Here is a 17,011-nt window from a genome sequence, read left to right as displayed (position 1 = left end):
CCGGCGCGCCCGCCGCGCCCCCACGCAGCGGGGCGGCCGGTGGCGACCCCGGGGCCCCCCCCCCCCCGCCCCCGGGCGCCGCGCCCGGGCACGGCTCATGCTCAGGCGGCCGAGCAGGTCACCGACGCGGGCGCGACCGCGGTGCGGCCGTCCTTGCCGCCGATGAGCCCGAACGTGAACGTCCGGCCGGGCTTCAGCTCCTGGCCTCCGGCCACGTCGGTGGCGGTCACCATGTGGCCGTCCTGCTCCAGCGCCACGCTCCACGAGTGCACGATGGACTGTCCGGTCGGCAGCGCCCACTTGAGCGTGATGTCGTTCAGCGGTTCGTCACCGGTGTTGGTGACGAGGATCTGCGCGTTGAACCCGCTCGGCCACTGGCCGTTGATCAGGTACTCCACCTGGCACGACGGGGTCGTCGCGACCGTACCGGTCGCCTGCTCGGCCGCGAAGTTCGCGATCTGCGCGAGCGGGGCGTTCCAGTTGACCGTCAGCTCGTTCGTCGCCCACGAGCCGATGTCGTCGATGTAGCACCGCTGCGGGGCGCAGCCGGTGAGCCAGCGCTGCGCGATCGGGTCCCACGTCGCCGGGACCGAGTTCGGTCCGCCCGCGAGCGTTCCGGCGGGCGGGTTCGGCAGGCTCGGGTCGAGCTGGTTGGCGTACCAGCGGCTGTGCATGTTGTGCGAGTCGTGCGAGCCGTAACCGGTCACATAGGAGTTGCCGAGGGCGTTGCGGCCCAGGATGTAGTCGAGACCGACCAGCACGCCGTCGCGGTACTGCGACTCGCCGGTGAGGTCGAAGGCGGTGGCCACGACCACGAGCTCGTTGAGCACGGCGCTGTTGGAGCCCCAGTCGAAGGTCCCGTTGGAGCCGTAGGAGAGATCCCACGGGCTCGCCGCCTGCAGCTCGAGGTACTTGTCGGCCCCGGCCACGACCTGCGCGACCACGTCGTCGCGGCCCGGCAGGGCGTTCGGCACCAGGGCCAGGTCGAGCTTCGCGAGGGCGGCGACGCTGCCCCAGTAGAAGGCGCCCGCGCCGAACGAGTCGGCCTCGTGCAGCTTCGAGCCGAGCAGGTATTCCTCATAGGACTTCGCGCCGGTGGTCAGGAACAGTTCGGCCGCGGCCCAGTAGAACTCGTCGCTCACCTCGGAGTCGCCGTAGGGGCCGCCGCCGTCGGGGCTGGTGTCCGGCGCGTACAGGTCCGGGTGCGCGAGCGCCGCCGCCCAAGCGGTCTCGGCCGCTTCCAGGCATTCGGCCGCGAACTCGGCGTCGTACGGGGCGAAGAGTCGCGCGGCCTGCGCGGCGGCCGCGGCCAGGTTCAGGGTCGCGGCGGTCGACGGCGGCTGCAGGTAGCGCGGCTGCGGGTCGTCGGCCGGCATGAGCGGCAGGCCGGTCCACTTCTCGTCGTGGATCTTGTGGTGGGCCATGCCCGCCAGTTCCTCGCCCGCGGGCACCTGCATCGAGAGCAGGAACTCGACCTCCCAGCGGGCCTCGTCGAGCACGTCGGGAACGCCGTCGCCGTGCTCGGGGATGCGCAGGCTGCCGTCGGCGAGGCGGGTCGCGTCGCCGGTGGGGGCGTGGAGGGCCCGCTCGTAGACGGACATGAGCTGCGCGACCGAGATGCCGCCGTTGACGACGTACTTGCCGTGGTCGCCCGCGTCGTACCAGCCGCCGCTCACGTCCAGGCTGTAGTCGCAGGCGTCGGCGAAGCAGGACACGGCCCCGTCGCCCTGGTTCGGAGCGACGTCGACGTGCCCGGCCTCGCGGCCGTATCCGGGCGCGATGGCGTCGTCGATCGCGATCCCCGAGCGCTGCGGGTAGTAGAAGGACATCGCGTCGACCGCCAAGTCCCCGTAGGCGTCCCCGCCGATGCTGAACGGATACGAGGTCTCGCCGTCGGCGGTGAGGGTGAAGCCCTCGCCGGTGGCGGCCGCGTCGGAGAAGTCGATGACGTGCACCGATTCGCCCGAGGTGGACTCAGCGCCGTGCGGTGCCGAATCGCCTTCGGCCACCAGGGCTCCCGCGGCGTCGTGGAGCCGCCACGGGACCGGGTCGGTCGCCTCGGTGACGAGTGTGGCCCGCTTCGGCGCGTCGGGGAGGTACCCGACCTGGTTCACGCGTACGCGCGGCCCGGTATCGGGCTCGTACACGGGCGGTTCGGCTCCGGTGAGCAACTGGACCTCCGATATGCAGAACTGCCACGGGTCGGCGTGGCGGCCGATCTGGAACGCGAGCTGCGCGTCCGTCCAGTCGGCGTTGGCGGTGAAGGCGTAGCTGAAGTCCTGCGCCTCGCTGGTGAGCAGCGGGAACTCCTCGACCGCGGTCGGCCAGGGGTCGACCGGGCGTTGCACGAGGGCGCGGACGCTCACGTCGGCGGAGGCGCGGGCGGTGAAGCGCAGTTCGTAGGACTCGCCGGTGACCAGGGGCAGGCCGTCCTGGCCGACGATGGCGTCCCAGGCGTTCGCGGTGCCGCCGGGCACGTCGACGCACCACTCGCCGTCGGCCACCGCGCCGGTCAGGTTGGCCGTGGTCCACCAGCCGTTCGTGCCGGAGGCGAAGTCGCCGTTGGTGATGAGGTCGGTGGGCTCCTCGTCCTGGGCCAGGGCCTGCGTGGCGGGCACTGCGGCGGCGCCGAGTGCCAGAGCGGTCAAGACGGCGACGCCGAGGCGTCTCCGGCGAAGTGCGGTTCGCGGCATGGGGTGCCCTCCATTGAGTTTGGGAGCGATACCACCAGCCATCTTGTCATTCAAATATGTAAATGTCAATCACTCCGAGGCGGGCGGACCGCTCGTGCCGCGCACGACCAGCTTCGACTCCAGTTTCAAGCACACGCCGGGATCCCTTGCGCCCCTGAGCTGTTCGTCGGCAGCCTCGACGGCGAGCTGCGCGAGCCGCGGCACGTCCTGGCGCACCGTGGTCAGGTCGATGTGGCTCAGCCCGGCGATGTGGCTGTCGTCGTAGCCCACGATCGAGACCTGCTCGGGGATCTTCACCCCGGCCCGGGTGAACACGTCGAGCAGCCCGATCGCGCACTGGTCGTTCGCCGCGAACACCGCCGTCGGCAGCGGCGCGTCCTCCTCCAGCAGCAGCCGCGCCGCCTCCGAGCCGCCCTCCTGCGAGTGGTTCCCCGGGATCACCCGGACGCGGTCGGCCAGGCCGTGCGCCCGCATCGCGTCGCGATAGGCGCGCCGCCGCTCCGGCCCGCCCGGCCGGTTGCCCGCGTCCACGTGCACGATGTCGCGATGCCCGAGGCCCACCAGGTAGTCGACCACCTCCCGGGCGCCGGGCCGGTCGTACGAGGTGACCACGTCGACCCGCGCGTCCTTGATATGGCGCCCGATCACCACCGTGGGCACCCGCGAGCCCAGCTCGGTCACGTCCTCGTCGGGGATCGTGGGCCCGCACAGCAGCAGCGCCTCGCTGCGGTGTCCGATGAGCGCCTCGATCGCGTTGTGCTCGTTGCGGGTCGGCACCGTCGCGCTCAGCACCAGGTCGTAGCCGAGCTCCTCGGCGGCCGGGTAGATCGCTTCCACGAGGTCGATGTGGTACGGGTTCCTGGCGGTGAAGAGCACGCCGAGGACCTTGCTGCGGCCGCGCGCCAGCAGCCGCGCGGCCATGTCCGGCTTGTAGCCGAGCCGAGCGGCGGCGTCGAAGACCCGCTCGCGGGTGTCGGGGCTCGCGCCGGGCTGGCCGCGGAACACCAGCGACACGAGCGCCCGCGAGACGCCGACCTCGGCGGCGACGTCGGCCATCGTGGGTTTGCGGGACCGCGGTGCCGGGGAGCGGTCTGGGGATCTCCGCGCGTGCTGGGGGCTCATCGCACCGTCGTCCTTCCTTATGCAGCTTTGTTGAAAGTTCCAGTATTGAGGGGCTGACCTGGGAACGAAGGGACCAGTGTAACCACCCGGTACCAGGAAGCGGGTCGGCGCGGACCGCGGGCGCCGGGCTCGGCAACCCTTTGCCCATCTCGGGGCACTCGCCGAAACGCGAATGCTGCTCTCGATACGGCCATAGACTCCAGCTTGGGGGTGAGAGCCATGCATCAAGTGGCAGTCAAGAACTTCAGCAAGCCCGACCAGACCGTGGATCTCAGCGGCCACGGGCACAGGGACACCGTGATGCTCGACGGCATGCCCGTCGAGTTCTCCGAGTTCGAGAAGGGCTGGCGCTGGTCCAACGACGTCAAACCGATCGTCGGCGGCGATTCCTGTCAGGCCAACCACCTCGGCTACTGCATCGAGGGGCACCTGAAGGTCCATATGAACGACGGCACCGACAAGGACATCAACGCCGGAGACGTGTTCGAGATCCCGCCGGGGCACGACGCGGAAGTCATCGGCGACCACAAGGTCGTGCTGGTCGACTTCGGCAAGGCCATGGGCGACATGTAGCCGCGAGGCCGCAAGGACCGGGCCGCCCCCCGCGAGGGGGGCGGCCTTGGGGTGCCCGATCGCGCCCAGCCCATGAGACACGCTTTCCACCAGGTGCCCGATCACATCAGCGCGGGTGGCAGACTTGACGGCGTGTTGCGATGGATGACTGCTGGAGAATCTCACGGACCCGAACTCGTGGTCACGCTCGACGGCCTGCCCGCCGGGATCGAGCTGACCACCGACGCGGTAGCGGCCGAACTGGCCCGCCGCCGCCTCGGTTACGGACGCGGCGCGCGCATGAAGTTCGAGGCCGACGCCGTCAGCTTCATCGGCGGCGTCCGCCACGGCCGCACCCTCGGCTCGCCGATCGCCATCCGCGTCGGCAACTCCGAGTGGCCCAAGTGGGAGACCGTGATGGCCGCCGACCCCGTCGACCCGGCCGAACTCGCGGGGATCGCCCGCAACGCCCCGCTCACGCGCCCGCGCCCCGGCCACGCCGACCTCGCCGGCATGCAGAAGTACGACCACGAGGACGCCCGCCCGATCCTCGAGCGCGCCTCCGCCCGCGAGACCGCCGCCCGCGTCGCCGGCGGCACCGCCGCCAAGGCCTTCCTCAAGCAGGCCTTCGGCATCGAGATCGTCTCCCACGTCAAGGCCCTCGGCCCCGTCCGCGCCAAGGAAGGCCTCGTGCCGACCCCGGACGACTTCGCGGCCGTCGACGCCGACCCGCTGCGCTGCATGGACCCCGAGGCCTCCGCCCGCATGGTCGCCGAAGTGGACGCCGCCAAGAAGGACGCCGACACGCTCGGCGGCGTCGTCGAGGTCCTCGCCTACCACCTCCCGCCCGGCCTCGGCTCCCACGTCCAGTGGGACCGCAAGCTCGACGCCCGCCTCGCCACCGCCCTCATGTCGATCCAGTCGGTCAAGGCCGTCGAGATCGGCGACGGCCTCATGCAGGCCGCGGTGCGCGGCTCCTCCGCCCATGACGAGATCGTCGCCGGGCCCAGCGGCGTCGAGCGCCTCACCGACCGCGCCGGCGGCCTCGAAGGCGGCATCACCACCGGCCAGCCGCTCCGCGTCTCCGCGATGCTCAAGCCGATCTCCTCGCTCACGCGCCCGCTGCGCACCATCGACACCACCACCGGCGAAGCCGCCGAAGCGATCAACCAGCGCTCCGACGTCTGCGCGGTCCCCGCCGGGGCCGTCGTCGCCGAGCACATGGTCGCCTACGTCCTCGCCGAGGCCGCCCTGGAGAAGTTCGGCGGCGACTCCATCGCCGAATCCCGCCGCAACTACGAGCAGTACCTCGAACACCTGCGGGTGAAGTAGTGGCGCTCGTCGTCATCGTCGGGCCCCCCGGCTCGGGCAAGACCACGATCGGCCGGGCGCTGGCCGCGGCGCTCGACGTGCCGTTCCGCGACGTGGACGCCGACATCGCCGACGCCGCGGGCAAGCCGATCCCGGACATCTTCGTGGACGACGGCGAGGAGCACTTCCGCGCCCTCGAACGCGAGGCCGTGCGCCGCGCCGTGGCCGAGCACGACGGCGTCCTCGCCCTCGGCGGCGGCGCCGTCCTCGCCGAGTCCACCCGGAAGCTCCTCGCGGACTGCACGGTCGTCCACCTCCGCGTGGACCTCGGCGAAGCGGTCAAGCGCACCGAGATCGACAAGGGCCGCCCGCTCCTGCAGGTGAACCCGCGCGCCACGCTCCGCCGCCTCATGGACGAGCGGCTGCCGCTCTACCGCGAGGTCGAGACCATCGCGATCGACACCACCGGAAGGGAAGTGGACGACCTGACCGACGAGATCAAGGCCCGCCTCGCGACGCGCACCGTCGACGTCCACGATGCCGAGTCCCCCTACCCGGTCCTCATCGGACGCGGCACCACCGACCGGCTGCCCGAGTTCCTCGGCAAGGCCTCGCGGGTCGCCGTGCTCCACACCGCGAGCACCGCGCCGCTCGCCGAACGCGTCGGCGCGCTCTGCCCCGACGGCGTCGAGGCCACCCTCATGGAACTGCCCGACGCCGAGGACGGCAAGACCGTCAGCGTCGCCGAGCAGGTCTGGGAGGCCCTCGGTGAAGAAGGCTTCACCCGCACCGACCTCGTCGTCGGCGTCGGCGGGGGAGCGGTCACCGACCTCGCCGGGTTCGCCGCTGCCTGCTGGCTGCGCGGCGTCGCCGTCGTCCACGTCCCGACCTCGCTGCTCGGCGCGGTCGACGCGGCCGTGGGCGGCAAGACCGGCGTCAACACCGCCGCGGGCAAGAACCTCGTCGGCGCCTTCCACCCGCCTCGCGCGGTCCTGGTCGACCTCGACCACTTCACCACCCTCCCGAAGCGCGACCTCGCGGCGGGCCTCGCCGAGGTCGTCAAGGCCGGCTTCATCGCCGACCCGGCCATCCTCGACCTCGTCGAGGCCGATCCCGAAGCGGCCCTGGACGCCGCGAACCCGGTCGTAGCCGAACTCGTCGAGCGCGCCATCGCCGTCAAGGCCGAGGTCGTCGGCTCCGACCTCAAGGAAGGCGGCCTGCGCGCCGTCCTCAACTACGGGCACACCTTCGCCCACGCGGTGGAGAAGCTCGAGCACTACCGCTGGCGCCACGGCGACGCCGTCGCCGTGGGCATGGTCTACGCCGCGCACCTGAACGCCATCACCGGCCGCGTCGACCTCGTCGAGCGCACGAAGTCGGTGCTCGCCTCGCTCGGCCTGCCCATCACGTACGAGGCGGGACGCTGGGACGACATCCTCAAGGTCATGAAGATCGACAAGAAGAACGTCGGCGCGACCCAGCGCTTCGTGCTCCTCGACGCGCTCGCGAAACCGGTCGTCGTCGACGACGTGACCGCCGAGCAGCAGCGCGAGGCCTATGAGAGGCTGACCGGATGAAGACCTTGGTGCTGAACGGCCCCAACCTCGACCGGCTCGGCAAGCGGGAGCCCGAGATCTACGGCTCCCAGACGCTCGCCGACCTCGCCGACCTGTGCGTGACCACCGGCAAGGAACTGGGCCTGGACGTCGACTTCCGGCAGACCAACCACGAGGGCGAACTCCTGGAGTGGCTGCATGAGGCCGCCGACAACGGGTACCCGGTGGTGCTCAACGCCGCCGCCTGGACCCACACGTCGATCGCGGTCGGCGACGCCTGCGCCCAGCTGACCGCGCCGCTCGTCGAGGTCCACCTCTCGAACGTCCACAAGCGGGAGCCGTTCCGGCACCACTCGTACATCTCGGCGTACGCGGCCGGCGTCATCGCCGGGCTCGGGGCCGAGGGTTACGCCGCGGCGCTGCGCTACATCGCCGAATAACACCGCTGCGCCGCCCACCACAGCCGGTGCGGCCGCGGCGCTGACCAGCCTGGCCGCCCGCTACCATAGACGGTCGGTCAAGACAGAACCTCTATCGAAAGAGACGAACGCCCGTGGCATCCACGAACGACCTCAAGAACGGCCTGGTGCTCAACCTGGAGGGCCAGCTCTGGCAGGTGCAGGAGTTCCAGCACGTCAAGCCCGGCAAGGGCCCGGCGTTCGTGCGCACCACGCTCAAGCAGATCCCCTCGGGCAAGATCGTCGACAAGACCTTCAACGCCGGCACCAAGGTCGAGACCGCGAACGTCGACCGCCGCACCATGACCTACCTGTACAAGGAAGGCGACTCCTTCGTCTTCATGGACACCGACACCTACGACCAGATCCCGGTCGGCCCGGACGTCGTGGGCGACGCCGCCAAGTTCCTCCTCGAGAACTCCGACGCCACGGTCGCCCAGCACGAGGGCAAGGTCCTCTACGTCGAGCTGCCCGCCTCGGTCGAGCTCACCATCACCTACACCGAGCCGGGCCTCCAGGGCGACCGCTCCTCCGGCGGCACCAAGCCCGCCACCGTCGAGACCGGCGCGCAGGTGCTCGTCCCGCTCTTCATCGACAACGGCGAGAAGATCAAAGTCGACACCCGCGACGGCAAGTACCTCTCCCGGGCATAGGCGTGGGGAACCAGAGCAACAGCCCTGACCGGCTCACTGCCCGCACCAAGTGGCGGATGCGGGCCGTCGAGATCCTGTACGAAGCCGAAAGCCGCGACACCGAGCCCTCCCGGGTCCTCGCCGAGCGCGCCGACCGGGCCTTCAAGGACCCGGAGGCCCCGCGCCTCCCGGCGTACTCGGAGCAGCTCGTACGCGGCGTCGCCTCCCACCTGGACGAACTGGACGCCGTGCTCGGCAAGGCGTCCACGAGCTGGTCGGTCGAGCGCATGCCCGCCGTCGACCGGAACGTGCTGCGCGTGGCCCTCTACGAGATCCGCCACGTGGACGACGTCGACACCGCCGTCGCCATCAAGGAGGCCATGCGCGTGGCGCTGCAGATCGGCTCCTCGGACGACACCTCGTTCGTGAACGCCGTCCTCGACGCCGCCGCCAGGGCCGAATAGCTTCAGACGCAAGGAAACGGCCGGGCCCCGACTGCGACACAGCCGGAGCCCGGCCGTTCCTTCGCCGTCAGACCCTGATCGGAAACGGCGGCCGAGCCCCCCGATCCGGGGCCCGGCCGCCGCCTGCTTGCCAAGTGTCCTGCTCAGGACCTATTCGGAGTCCGAGGCGAAGAACGCCTGCAGGTCGTGCACGAGGACACCGAAGTCCTCGAGCTTCTCGATCAGGCCCGAAGGCGTGGTCGAGTAGACGACGGCCAGGGTGTAGAGGTCGTCGGCGCGGATCGAGAGGATCCGGCCGTTGTAGTCACCGCGACGCTGCTGGATGGAGCGCGCCAGCTTGGCGACGTGCTCCAGGTCGGAGTCGGGGTGGTCGTAGAGCGCCTCGAGGTTGAGAACGATCTTCTCGGCCTGCTCGACCGGGAGCGGCACGCCCTCGGGAAGCAGCTCAGAGACGGGGATCCGGTAGAAGTCGGCCAACTCGGCGAGACGGCTGACGGTGATCGACCGGTCGCCTCGCTCGTAGGAACCGATGACGACGGCCTTCCACTTGCCGCCGGACTTGTCCTCGACGCCTTGCAACGACAGCCCCTGCTGCATGCGGATGTCACGCAGCCGGTTGCCGAGCGCCTTGGCGTAGTCAGATGTCGCCATGCTGGATCAACTCCAATTTTCGGTACGAGAGGAATCCTATTCTTGACTACGGTCGGTCACCATCGGCCGTTGGGGTGCCCCCAAACAGTGTTCTTCGTCGCGTAGGCCCCACGTAACCGCCTGGCAAACCTGGAAAAACCTGACATCATGGCCGCTACCGACCCCGCGCTTTTGGGATCGGCCTTTACGCTCCGTCACGGGCGGCGTAGCATGGCCCGCGACGAAACCGTTCTTTAACAGACCGTCCAGTGAGGCGGAGAAGGAGGTTCGCGTGGTTTCCCCTGCCCTCAGGCAGTCAGAGGAAGACCCGTCGGGCAAGCAGATCCTCTCGGGCGAGGACATCGGCCGCATCCTCGACCGCATCGCCCACCAGATCCTCGAGAAGACCAAGGGCGCCCCCGACACCATGCTCCTGGGCATCCCCACCCGCGGCGTCGCGCTGGCCGGCCGGCTCGCCGACCGCATCCGCCGCTTCGCCGACCTCGACGTCCCCGCCGGGACCCTCGACATCACGCTCTACCGAGACGACTTGCGCCGCAACGCGCTCCGGGCCCTCGGCCCGACCGAGCTGCCGCCCGGCGGCGTCGACGACCAGCGCATCATCCTCGTCGACGACGTCCTCTACTCCGGCCGCACCGTGCGCGCCGCGCTCAACGCGCTCTACGACCTCGGCCGGCCCGCGAGCGTCCAGCTCGCCATCCTGGTCGACCGCGGCCACCGCGAGCTGCCGATCCGCGCCGACTACGTCGGCAAGAACATCCCCACCGCGCGCGACGAGTCCGTGGCCGTGCGCCTCCACGAGTATGACGGCCTCGACGCCGTGATCCTGACCGGAGGACGAGACCGATGAAGCACCTGCTCACCACCAAGGAGCTCACCCGCGAGGAAGCCGAGCTCATCCTCGACGTCACCGAGCAGATGGCCGAGGCCGTCACCGGCCGCGAGGTCCCGAAGCTCCCGGCGCTGCGCGGGCGCACCGTCGTGAACCTCTTCTACGAGGACTCCACGCGCACCCGCACCTCCTTCGAGACCGCCGCCAAGCGGCTCTCCGCCGACGTCGTCAACTTCGCGGCCAAGACCTCGAGCGTCAACAAGGGCGAGAGCCTGCGCGACACGGCGCTCACCTTGCAGGCCATGGGCGCCGACGCGGTGGTCATCCGCCACCCGGCCGCCGGGGCCCCGCAGCGGCTCACCGAATGGCTCGACGGCGCGGTGCTCAACGCCGGGGACGGCACGCACGCCCACCCGACCCAGGCCCTGCTCGACGCCTACACGATGCGGCGACGCCTCGGCGGCATCGAGGGCCGGACCGTGGCGATCGTGGGGGACATCCTCCACTCGCGCGTGGCCCGCTCGAACATCTGGCTGCTGACCAAGCTCGGCGCGAACGTGCGCCTGGTCGGCCCGCCCACCCTGCTGCCCAAGGACATCGACGACTGGCCCGTGGAGATCGCCTACGACCTCGACGCCAGCCTCAAGGGCGTCGACGCGGTGATGATGCTCCGCGTCCAGCACGAGCGCCAGAACGCCGCGTTCTTCCCCACCGCGAACGAGTACGCGCGGCTCTACGGGCTCGACGAGCGCCGCCTCGCGCTCATGCCCGACCACGCTATCGTCATGCACCCCGGCCCGATGAACCGCGGCATGGAGATCGCCGCGTCCGTCGCCGACTCGCCCCGCGCCACCATCACCGAGCAGGTGACGAACGGCGTGTGGGTCCGCATGGCCGTCCTCTACCTCCTGCTGACGAACGGAGAGAGCAAGTGAGCGATCTGCTCATCAAGAGCGCCGACATCGTCGGCAGGGGACGTCAGGACGTCCTCGTCCGCGACGGCCGAGTGGCCGAGGTCGGTTCGGTGTCCGCAAAGGACGCTGAGGTGGTCGACGCCGACGGCCTGGTGCTCCTGCCCGGCCTCGTCGACCTCCACACCCACCTGCGCGAGCCCGGCCGCGAGGACGCCGAGACCGTCCTCTCCGGCACCCGCGCCGCCGCCAAGGGCGGCTACACCGCGGTGTGCGCCATGGCGAACTCCTACCCCGTGGCCGACACGGCCGGGGTGGTGGAGCAGGTCGCCGCGCTCGGCCGCGCCGCCGGGTACGCCGACGTGCAGCCCATCGGCGCCGTCTCGATCGGCCTGGAGGGCAAGCGGCTCGCCGAGATCGGCGCGATGGCCCAGTCCGCCGCGCAGGTCCGCATGTTCTCCGACGACGGCCACTGCGTGCACGACCCGGTGCTCATGCGCCGCGCCCTCGAGTACGTGAAGACCTTCGACGGCCTCATCGCCCAGCACGCCGAGGAGCCGCGGCTCACCGAAGGCGCCCAGATGAACGAGGGCGCCGTCTCGGCCGAGCTCGGACTGCCCGGGTGGCCGTCCGTCGCCGAGGAGGCGATCATCGCCCGCGACGTGCTCCTCGCCGAGTACACCGGCGCGCGCGTCCACTTCTGCCACGTCTCCACCGCCCGCTCGGTGGCGATCATCCGCGAGGCCAAGGCCCGCGGCGCCAACGTGACCGCCGAGGTCTGCCCGCACCACCTCCTCCTCACCGACGAGGCCGCGCGCTCCTACGACCCGGTCTACAAGGTCAACCCGCCGCTGCGCCGCGAGGCCGACGTCGCGATCCTGCGCGCCGCGCTCGCCGAGGGCGTGATCGACGCCGTCGCGACCGACCACGCCCCGCACGCCCCGCAGGACAAGGAATGCGAGTGGGCCGCCGCCCGCCCCGGGATGCTCGGCCTCGAGACCGCGCTCTCGATCAGCGTCCTCGCCCTCGGCGGACCCTCCGACGTGGACTGGGACGTGCTCGCCCAGCGCACCTCCCGCACCCCCGCGCGGATCGCGGGCCTCGAAGCCCACGGCCGCGACCCGCAGCCGGGGGCCGAAGCGAACTTCACCCTCGTCGACCCCTCCGCGACCTGGACCGTGGTGCCCGAGGGCCTCGCCTCCCTGTCGCGCAACACCCCCTACGCCGGGATGGAACTCCCGGTCACCGTCCAGGCGACGTTCCTTCGCGGGCGCGCCACCGTGTTGAACGGGAAAATCGAAGAGGAGATGTCCGAATGAGCAGCAGAGCACCAGCGATCCTCGTTCTCGAGGACGGCCGCGCCTTCCGCGGCGAGGCCTACGGCTCCGTCGGCGAGACCTTCGGCGAAGCGGTCTTCAACACCGGCATGACCGGCTACCAGGAGACCCTCACCGACCCGTCCTACTACGGGCAGGTCGTCGCCCAGACCGCCCCGCAGATCGGCAACACCGGCTGGAACGACGAGGACGACGAGTCCCGCCGCATCTGGGTCGCCGGGTACGTCGTGCGCGACCCCGCCCGCACCGCCTCGAACTGGCGCGCCGAGCGCGGCCTCGAGGACGAGCTCGCCGCACAGGGCGTCGTGGGAATCTGCGGCGTCGACACCCGCGCGCTCACCCGCCACCTGCGCGAGGCCGGCGCCATGCGCGTCGGCATCTCCTCCCGAGACACCGACGCGGCCGCGCTCCTCCAGAAGGTGCGCGCCACCCCGCACATGGCCGGCGCCAACCACGTCGGCGCCGTGACCGCCTCCGAGCCCTACACCTACGAGGCCAAAGAGACCAAGTACACGGTCGCCGCCCTCGACCTGGGCATCAAGCGGAACACGCCGCGCCGCCTCGCCGCGCGCGGCATCACCACCACCGTCTACCCGGCCCATGCCGAAGTGGACCAGCTGCTCTCGGGCAACCCCGACGCGGTGTTCCTCTCCAACGGCCCCGGCGACCCGGCCACCGCCGACCACCAGGTCGAGCTCACCCGCGAACTGCTGCGCCGCAAGGTCCCGGTCTTCGGCATCTGCTTCGGCAACCAGATCCTCGGCCGCGCCCTGGGCCTGGAGACCTACAAGCTGAAGTTCGGCCACCGCGGCATCAACCAGCCGGTGCTCGACCGCCACACGAACAAGATCGAGATCACCGCCCACAACCACGGGTTCGCCCTCAAGGCCCCCGAGAGCGGCGAGTTCTTCGAGACCGACTTCGGCCGCGTCCAGGTGAGCCACGTCTGCCTCAACGACGACGTCGTCGAAGGCCTCACCTGCCTCGACGTGCCCGCCTACTCCGTGCAGTACCACCCCGAGGCCGCCGGCGGGCCGCACGACGCCGACTACCTGTTCGACCGTCTGATCGAACTCATTCAGCAGCAAGAAGGGGCCCCGACCCATGCCTAAGCGCGAAGACCTCAAGCACATCCTGGTCATCGGGTCCGGACCCATCCAGATCGGCCAGGCCTGCGAATTCGACTACTCCGGCACGCAGGCCTGCCGCGTGCTCCGCGAGGAGGGCCTGCGCGTCACCCTCGTCAACTCCAACCCGGCCACGATCATGACCGACCCCGAGTTCGCCGACGCCACCTACGTCGAGCCGATCACCACCGAGGTCATCGAGCAGATCATCGCCAAGGAGAAGCCCGACGCGATCCTGGCGACCCTCGGCGGCCAGACCGCCCTCAACGCCGCCGTCGGCCTCCACGAGGCCGGCATCCTCACCAAGTACGGGGTCGAGCTCATCGGCGCCGACATGGACGCCATCCAGCGCGGCGAGGACCGGCAGCAGTTCAAGGAGGTCGTCCTCAAGGTCGGCGGCGAGGTCCCGCGCTCCGCGGTCTGCCACTCCATGGACGAGGTCCGCGACACCGTCAAGGACCTCGGCCTGCCCGTGGTCATCCGCCCCTCCTTCACCATGGGCGGCTTGGGCTCCGGCATGGCCCACACGTGGGAGGACGTCGACCGCATCGCCGGGAACGGCCTCGCCGAGTCCCCCACCACCGAGGTCCTCATCGAGGAGTCCGTGCTCGGCTGGAAGGAGTACGAGCTCGAGCTCATGCGCGACCGGAACGACAACGTCGTGGTCGTCTGCTCCATCGAGAACGTCGACCCCATGGGCGTCCACACCGGCGACTCCGTCACCGTCGCCCCCTCGATGACCCTCACCGACCGCGAATACCAGCACATGCGCGACGTCGGCATCGCCATCCTCCGCGAGGTCGGCGTCGACACCGGCGGCTGCAACATCCAGTTCGCGATCGACCCGGCCACCGGCCGCATGATCGTCATCGAGATGAACCCGCGCGTCTCCCGATCCTCTGCGCTCGCGTCGAAGGCCACCGGCTTCCCGATCGCGAAGATCGCCGCGAAGCTCGCCATCGGCTACACGCTCGACGAGATCCCGAACGACATCACCAAGGCCACCCCGGCCGCGTTCGAGCCCACCCTCGACTACGTCGTCGTCAAGGTCCCGCGCTTCACCTTCGAGAAGTTCCCCGGCGCCGACCCGACCCTGACCACCACCATGAAGTCCGTCGGCGAGGCCATGAGCCTCGGCCGGACCTTCCAGCAGGCCCTCCAGAAGGCCCTGCGGTCCACCGAGACCAAGCAGGCCGGGTTCTGGACCCGCCCCGACCCCGAGGGCGCGACCCTCGAGAACACCATGGAAGCGCTGCGGACCGCGCACGACGGCACCCTCTACACCGCCGAGCGCGCCCTCCGCTTCGGCGCGACGGTCGCGGAGGTCCACGAGGCCTGCAAGATCGACCCGTGGTTCCTCGACCAGGTCGCCCAGCTCATCGACCTGCGCGGGGAGATCGAGAACGCCGCCGTCGTCGACGAGGCCCTGCTCCGCCGGGCCAAGCGCGCCGGATGCTCCGACGCCCAGGTCGCCGCCCTGCGCCCCGAGCTCGCCGGCGAGGACGGCGTGCGCCGCCTGCGCCACCGGCTCGGCCTGCGCCCGGTCTACAAGACCGTCGACACCTGCGCCGCCGAGTTCGAGGCCAACACGCCCTACCACTACTCGACCTACGAGGACGAGACCGAGGTCGCGCCCTCCAACCGGCCCAAGGTCATGATCCTCGGCTCCGGCCCCAACCGCATCGGCCAGGGCATCGAGTTCGACTACTCGTGCGTCCACGCCGTGCAGGCCCTGCGCGAGGTCGGCTTCGAGACCATCATGGTCAACTGCAACCCCGAGACGGTCTCCACCGACTACGACACCGCCGACCGGCTCTACTTCGAGCCGCTCACCTTCGAGGACGTCACCGAGGTCTACCAGGCCGAGAACGAGTCCGGCCGCAGCGCGGGCGGGCCCGGCGTCGTCGGCGTCGTCGTCCAGCTCGGCGGCCAGACCCCGCTCGGCCTCGCCGAACGCCTCCAGGACGCCGGACTGCCCATCGTCGGCACCAGCCCGAAGGCCATCCACAGCGCCGAGGACCGCGGCGTCTTCGGCCGCCTCCTCGACGAACTCGGCCTCGTCGCCCCCGCCGGCGGCACCGCCACCTCCTACGAGGAGGCCCGCGAGGTCGCCGCCCAGATCGGCTACCCCGTGCTCGTGCGTCCGTCGTACGTCCTCGGCGGCCGCGGCATGGAGATCGTCTACGACGAGGACACCCTCGCCGGATACATCTCCCGCGCCACCGAGGCCAGCCCCGAGCACCCGATCCTCATCGACCGGTTCCTCGACGACGCCATCGAGATCGACGTCGACTGCCTCTGCGACGGCACCGACTTCTACCTCGGCGGCATCATGGAGCACATCGAGGAGGCCGGCGTCCACTCCGGCGACTCCTCCTGCGCGCTCCCGCCCATCACCCTGGGCGCCACGGTCATCGAGCAGATCCGCGACTACACCGCGAAGCTCGCCTTCGGCATCGGCGTGCGCGGTCTCATGAACGTCCAGTACGCCCTCAAGGACGAGCAGCTCTACGTCCTCGAAGCGAACCCGCGGGCCTCGCGCACGGTCCCGTTCGTCTCCAAGGCCACCGCCGTGCCGCTCGCCAAGGCCGCCGCCCGCATCGCCCTCGGCGCCACGATCGAGGAACTGCGCGGCGAAGGCCTGCTCCTGCCCGAAGGCGACGGCTCCGACGCCGGACCCGAAGTCCCGATCTCGGTCAAGGAGGTCCTCCTGCCCTTCAAGCGGTTCCGCACCGTCGAAGGCGCCGGACTCGACGCCGTGCTCGGCCCGGAGATGAAGTCCACCGGCGAAGTGATGGGCATCGACTCGTCCTTCGGCCTCGCCTTCGCCAAGGCCACGCTCGCCGTCTACGGCAAGCTGCCCACCTCCGGCAAGATCTTCGTGTCCGTCGCCGACCGCGACAAGCGCGCCATCGTCTTCCCGGTGCGCCGCCTCGTCGACCTCGGCTTCACCGTCTACGCCACCGAAGGCACCGGCCTGGTCCTCAAACGGCACGGCATCGACTTCACGCCCGTCGCACGCCACAGCTCCGGCGAAGCGGTCGACGCCGTCAGCCTCATCGCCTCCGGCGAGATCGACCTGGTCATCACCACGCCCTCGGCCTCCTCGGGCCCCCGCACCGACGGCTGGGAGATCCGCTCGGCCGCCGTCGTCGCCGACGTCAGCTGCGTCACGACCATCCAGGGCGCGGCCGCCGCCACCCAGGCCATCGAATCGGCCTCCCGCGGCGAGATCCGCGTCGCCTCGCTCCAGGAACTGCACCAGCGCCTCCGCGGCAGCGAAACGCTCGTCTAATCCCGCACCGGGTGGGTGACAGCGCTCCTGTAGCGGTGTCACTCACCCGGTGCATTGACGTATACAGGAA

14 protein-coding genes are annotated in these 17,011 nt (G+C 70.6%); 11 read left to right on the top strand and 3 right to left on the bottom strand.

Annotation, left to right across the window (positions count from 1 at the left end; genetic code table 11):
- Positions 1–101: 101 nt before the first annotated feature.
- Both O1R50_RS09680 and O1R50_RS09675 read right to left on the bottom strand, forming a co-directional pair.
- Positions 102–2,693, bottom strand: coding sequence for a glycoside hydrolase family 9 protein (locus O1R50_RS09680; RefSeq protein ID WP_270109787.1), 2,592 nt, complete (start codon positions 2,691–2,693; stop codon positions 102–104).
- A gap of 69 nt (positions 2,694–2,762) precedes the next feature.
- The gene (locus O1R50_RS09675) at positions 2,763–3,749 is read right to left on the bottom strand and encodes a LacI family DNA-binding transcriptional regulator (protein ID WP_270109786.1); all 987 of its coding nucleotides are present in this window, start codon (positions 3,747–3,749) and stop codon (positions 2,763–2,765) included.
- A gap of 285 nt (positions 3,750–4,034) precedes the next feature.
- Here O1R50_RS09675 and O1R50_RS09670 point away from each other — a divergent pair, with 285 nt between their 5' ends.
- The 6 genes from O1R50_RS09670 to nusB all read left to right on the top strand — a co-directional run bounded on the left by O1R50_RS09670 (position 4,035) and on the right by nusB (position 8,788).
- The gene (locus O1R50_RS09670) at positions 4,035–4,388 is read left to right on the top strand and encodes a cupin domain-containing protein (protein ID WP_270109784.1); all 354 of its coding nucleotides are present in this window, start codon (positions 4,035–4,037) and stop codon (positions 4,386–4,388) included.
- Between the two features lie 132 nt (positions 4,389–4,520).
- Positions 4,521–5,699 carry a chorismate synthase gene (gene aroC / locus O1R50_RS09665; protein WP_270109783.1) on the top strand — a complete coding sequence of 393 codons (1,179 nt, stop codon included), beginning with the start codon at positions 4,521–4,523 and terminating at the stop codon, positions 5,697–5,699.
- Entirely contained in the window at positions 5,699–7,255 is a 1,557-nt protein-coding gene (gene aroB / locus O1R50_RS09660) for a 3-dehydroquinate synthase (protein WP_270109782.1), read from the top strand. Before aroC ends, aroB begins: the two co-directional genes overlap by 1 nt.
- Positions 7,252–7,674: a type II 3-dehydroquinate dehydratase gene (aroQ, locus tag O1R50_RS09655; RefSeq protein ID WP_270109781.1), complete on the top strand. Its 423-nt coding sequence runs from the start codon at positions 7,252–7,254 to the stop codon at positions 7,672–7,674. Before aroB ends, aroQ begins: the two co-directional genes overlap by 4 nt.
- 113 nt (positions 7,675–7,787) lie before the next feature.
- On the top strand, positions 7,788–8,345 hold the full coding sequence (efp, locus tag O1R50_RS09650) for an elongation factor P (RefSeq protein WP_270109780.1): 558 nt from the start codon (positions 7,788–7,790) through the stop codon (positions 8,343–8,345).
- 2 nt (positions 8,346–8,347) lie between these two features.
- The gene (gene nusB, locus O1R50_RS09645; protein WP_270109779.1) at positions 8,348–8,788 is read left to right on the top strand and encodes a transcription antitermination factor NusB; all 441 of its coding nucleotides are present in this window, start codon (positions 8,348–8,350) and stop codon (positions 8,786–8,788) included.
- Positions 8,789–8,938: 150 nt separating this feature from the next.
- On the opposite strand, the gene O1R50_RS09640 is transcribed toward nusB, so the two are convergent.
- Positions 8,939–9,439, bottom strand: coding sequence for a transcriptional regulator (locus O1R50_RS09640; protein WP_270109778.1), 501 nt, complete (start codon positions 9,437–9,439; stop codon positions 8,939–8,941).
- Positions 9,440–9,710: 271 nt separating this feature from the next.
- On the opposite strand from O1R50_RS09640, the gene pyrR reads away from it, so the two are divergent.
- Genes pyrR through carB form a run of 5 tightly spaced genes read left to right on the top strand, consistent with a single transcriptional unit; the run spans position 9,711 to position 16,941 of the window.
- The gene (gene pyrR / locus O1R50_RS09635) at positions 9,711–10,289 is read left to right on the top strand and encodes a bifunctional pyr operon transcriptional regulator/uracil phosphoribosyltransferase PyrR (RefSeq protein ID WP_270109776.1); all 579 of its coding nucleotides are present in this window, start codon (positions 9,711–9,713) and stop codon (positions 10,287–10,289) included.
- Positions 10,286–11,206, top strand: a complete 921-nt coding sequence (locus O1R50_RS09630) for an aspartate carbamoyltransferase catalytic subunit (RefSeq protein ID WP_270109775.1) — start codon at positions 10,286–10,288, stop codon at positions 11,204–11,206. The genes pyrR and O1R50_RS09630 overlap by 4 nt, the downstream gene beginning before the upstream one ends.
- Positions 11,203–12,501 (top strand): dihydroorotase, encoded by a 1,299-nt coding sequence (locus O1R50_RS09625; protein WP_270109774.1) that lies wholly within the window; start codon positions 11,203–11,205, stop codon positions 12,499–12,501. Before O1R50_RS09630 ends, O1R50_RS09625 begins: the two co-directional genes overlap by 4 nt.
- Positions 12,498–13,631 (top strand): glutamine-hydrolyzing carbamoyl-phosphate synthase small subunit, encoded by a 1,134-nt coding sequence (gene carA / locus O1R50_RS09620; protein WP_270109773.1) that lies wholly within the window; start codon positions 12,498–12,500, stop codon positions 13,629–13,631. Before O1R50_RS09625 ends, carA begins: the two co-directional genes overlap by 4 nt.
- Positions 13,624–16,941 carry a carbamoyl-phosphate synthase large subunit gene (gene carB, locus O1R50_RS09615; protein WP_270109772.1) on the top strand — a complete coding sequence of 1,106 codons (3,318 nt, stop codon included), beginning with the start codon at positions 13,624–13,626 and terminating at the stop codon, positions 16,939–16,941. The genes carA and carB overlap by 8 nt, the downstream gene beginning before the upstream one ends.
- The last annotated feature ends 70 nt before the right edge of the window (positions 16,942–17,011 follow it).

This window comes from Glycomyces luteolus (assembly GCF_027622875.1).
Classification (GTDB): Bacteria; Actinomycetota; Actinomycetes; order Mycobacteriales; family Micromonosporaceae; genus Glycomyces; species Glycomyces luteolus.
Note: the sequence above shows the minus strand (reverse complement) of the source record. Positions and strands in the feature narration are given on the sequence as shown.

Coding starts and splice junctions, on each gene's coding strand:
- O1R50_RS09680 (WP_270109787.1), bottom strand. CDS start 2,693: ATGCCGCGAACCGCACTTCGCCGGAGACGCCTCGGCGTCGCCGTCTTG.
- O1R50_RS09675 (WP_270109786.1), bottom strand. CDS start 3,749: ATGGCCGACGTCGCCGCCGAGGTCGGCGTCTCGCGGGCGCTCGTGTCG.
- O1R50_RS09670 (WP_270109784.1), top strand. CDS start 4,035: ATGCATCAAGTGGCAGTCAAGAACTTCAGCAAGCCCGACCAGACCGTG.
- aroQ (WP_270109781.1), top strand. CDS start 7,252: ATGAAGACCTTGGTGCTGAACGGCCCCAACCTCGACCGGCTCGGCAAG.
- O1R50_RS09640 (WP_270109778.1), bottom strand. CDS start 9,439: ATGGCGACATCTGACTACGCCAAGGCGCTCGGCAACCGGCTGCGTGAC.
- O1R50_RS09630 (WP_270109775.1), top strand. CDS start 10,286: ATGAAGCACCTGCTCACCACCAAGGAGCTCACCCGCGAGGAAGCCGAG.
- carA (WP_270109773.1), top strand. CDS start 12,498: ATGAGCAGCAGAGCACCAGCGATCCTCGTTCTCGAGGACGGCCGCGCC.
- carB (WP_270109772.1), top strand. CDS start 13,624: ATGCCTAAGCGCGAAGACCTCAAGCACATCCTGGTCATCGGGTCCGGA.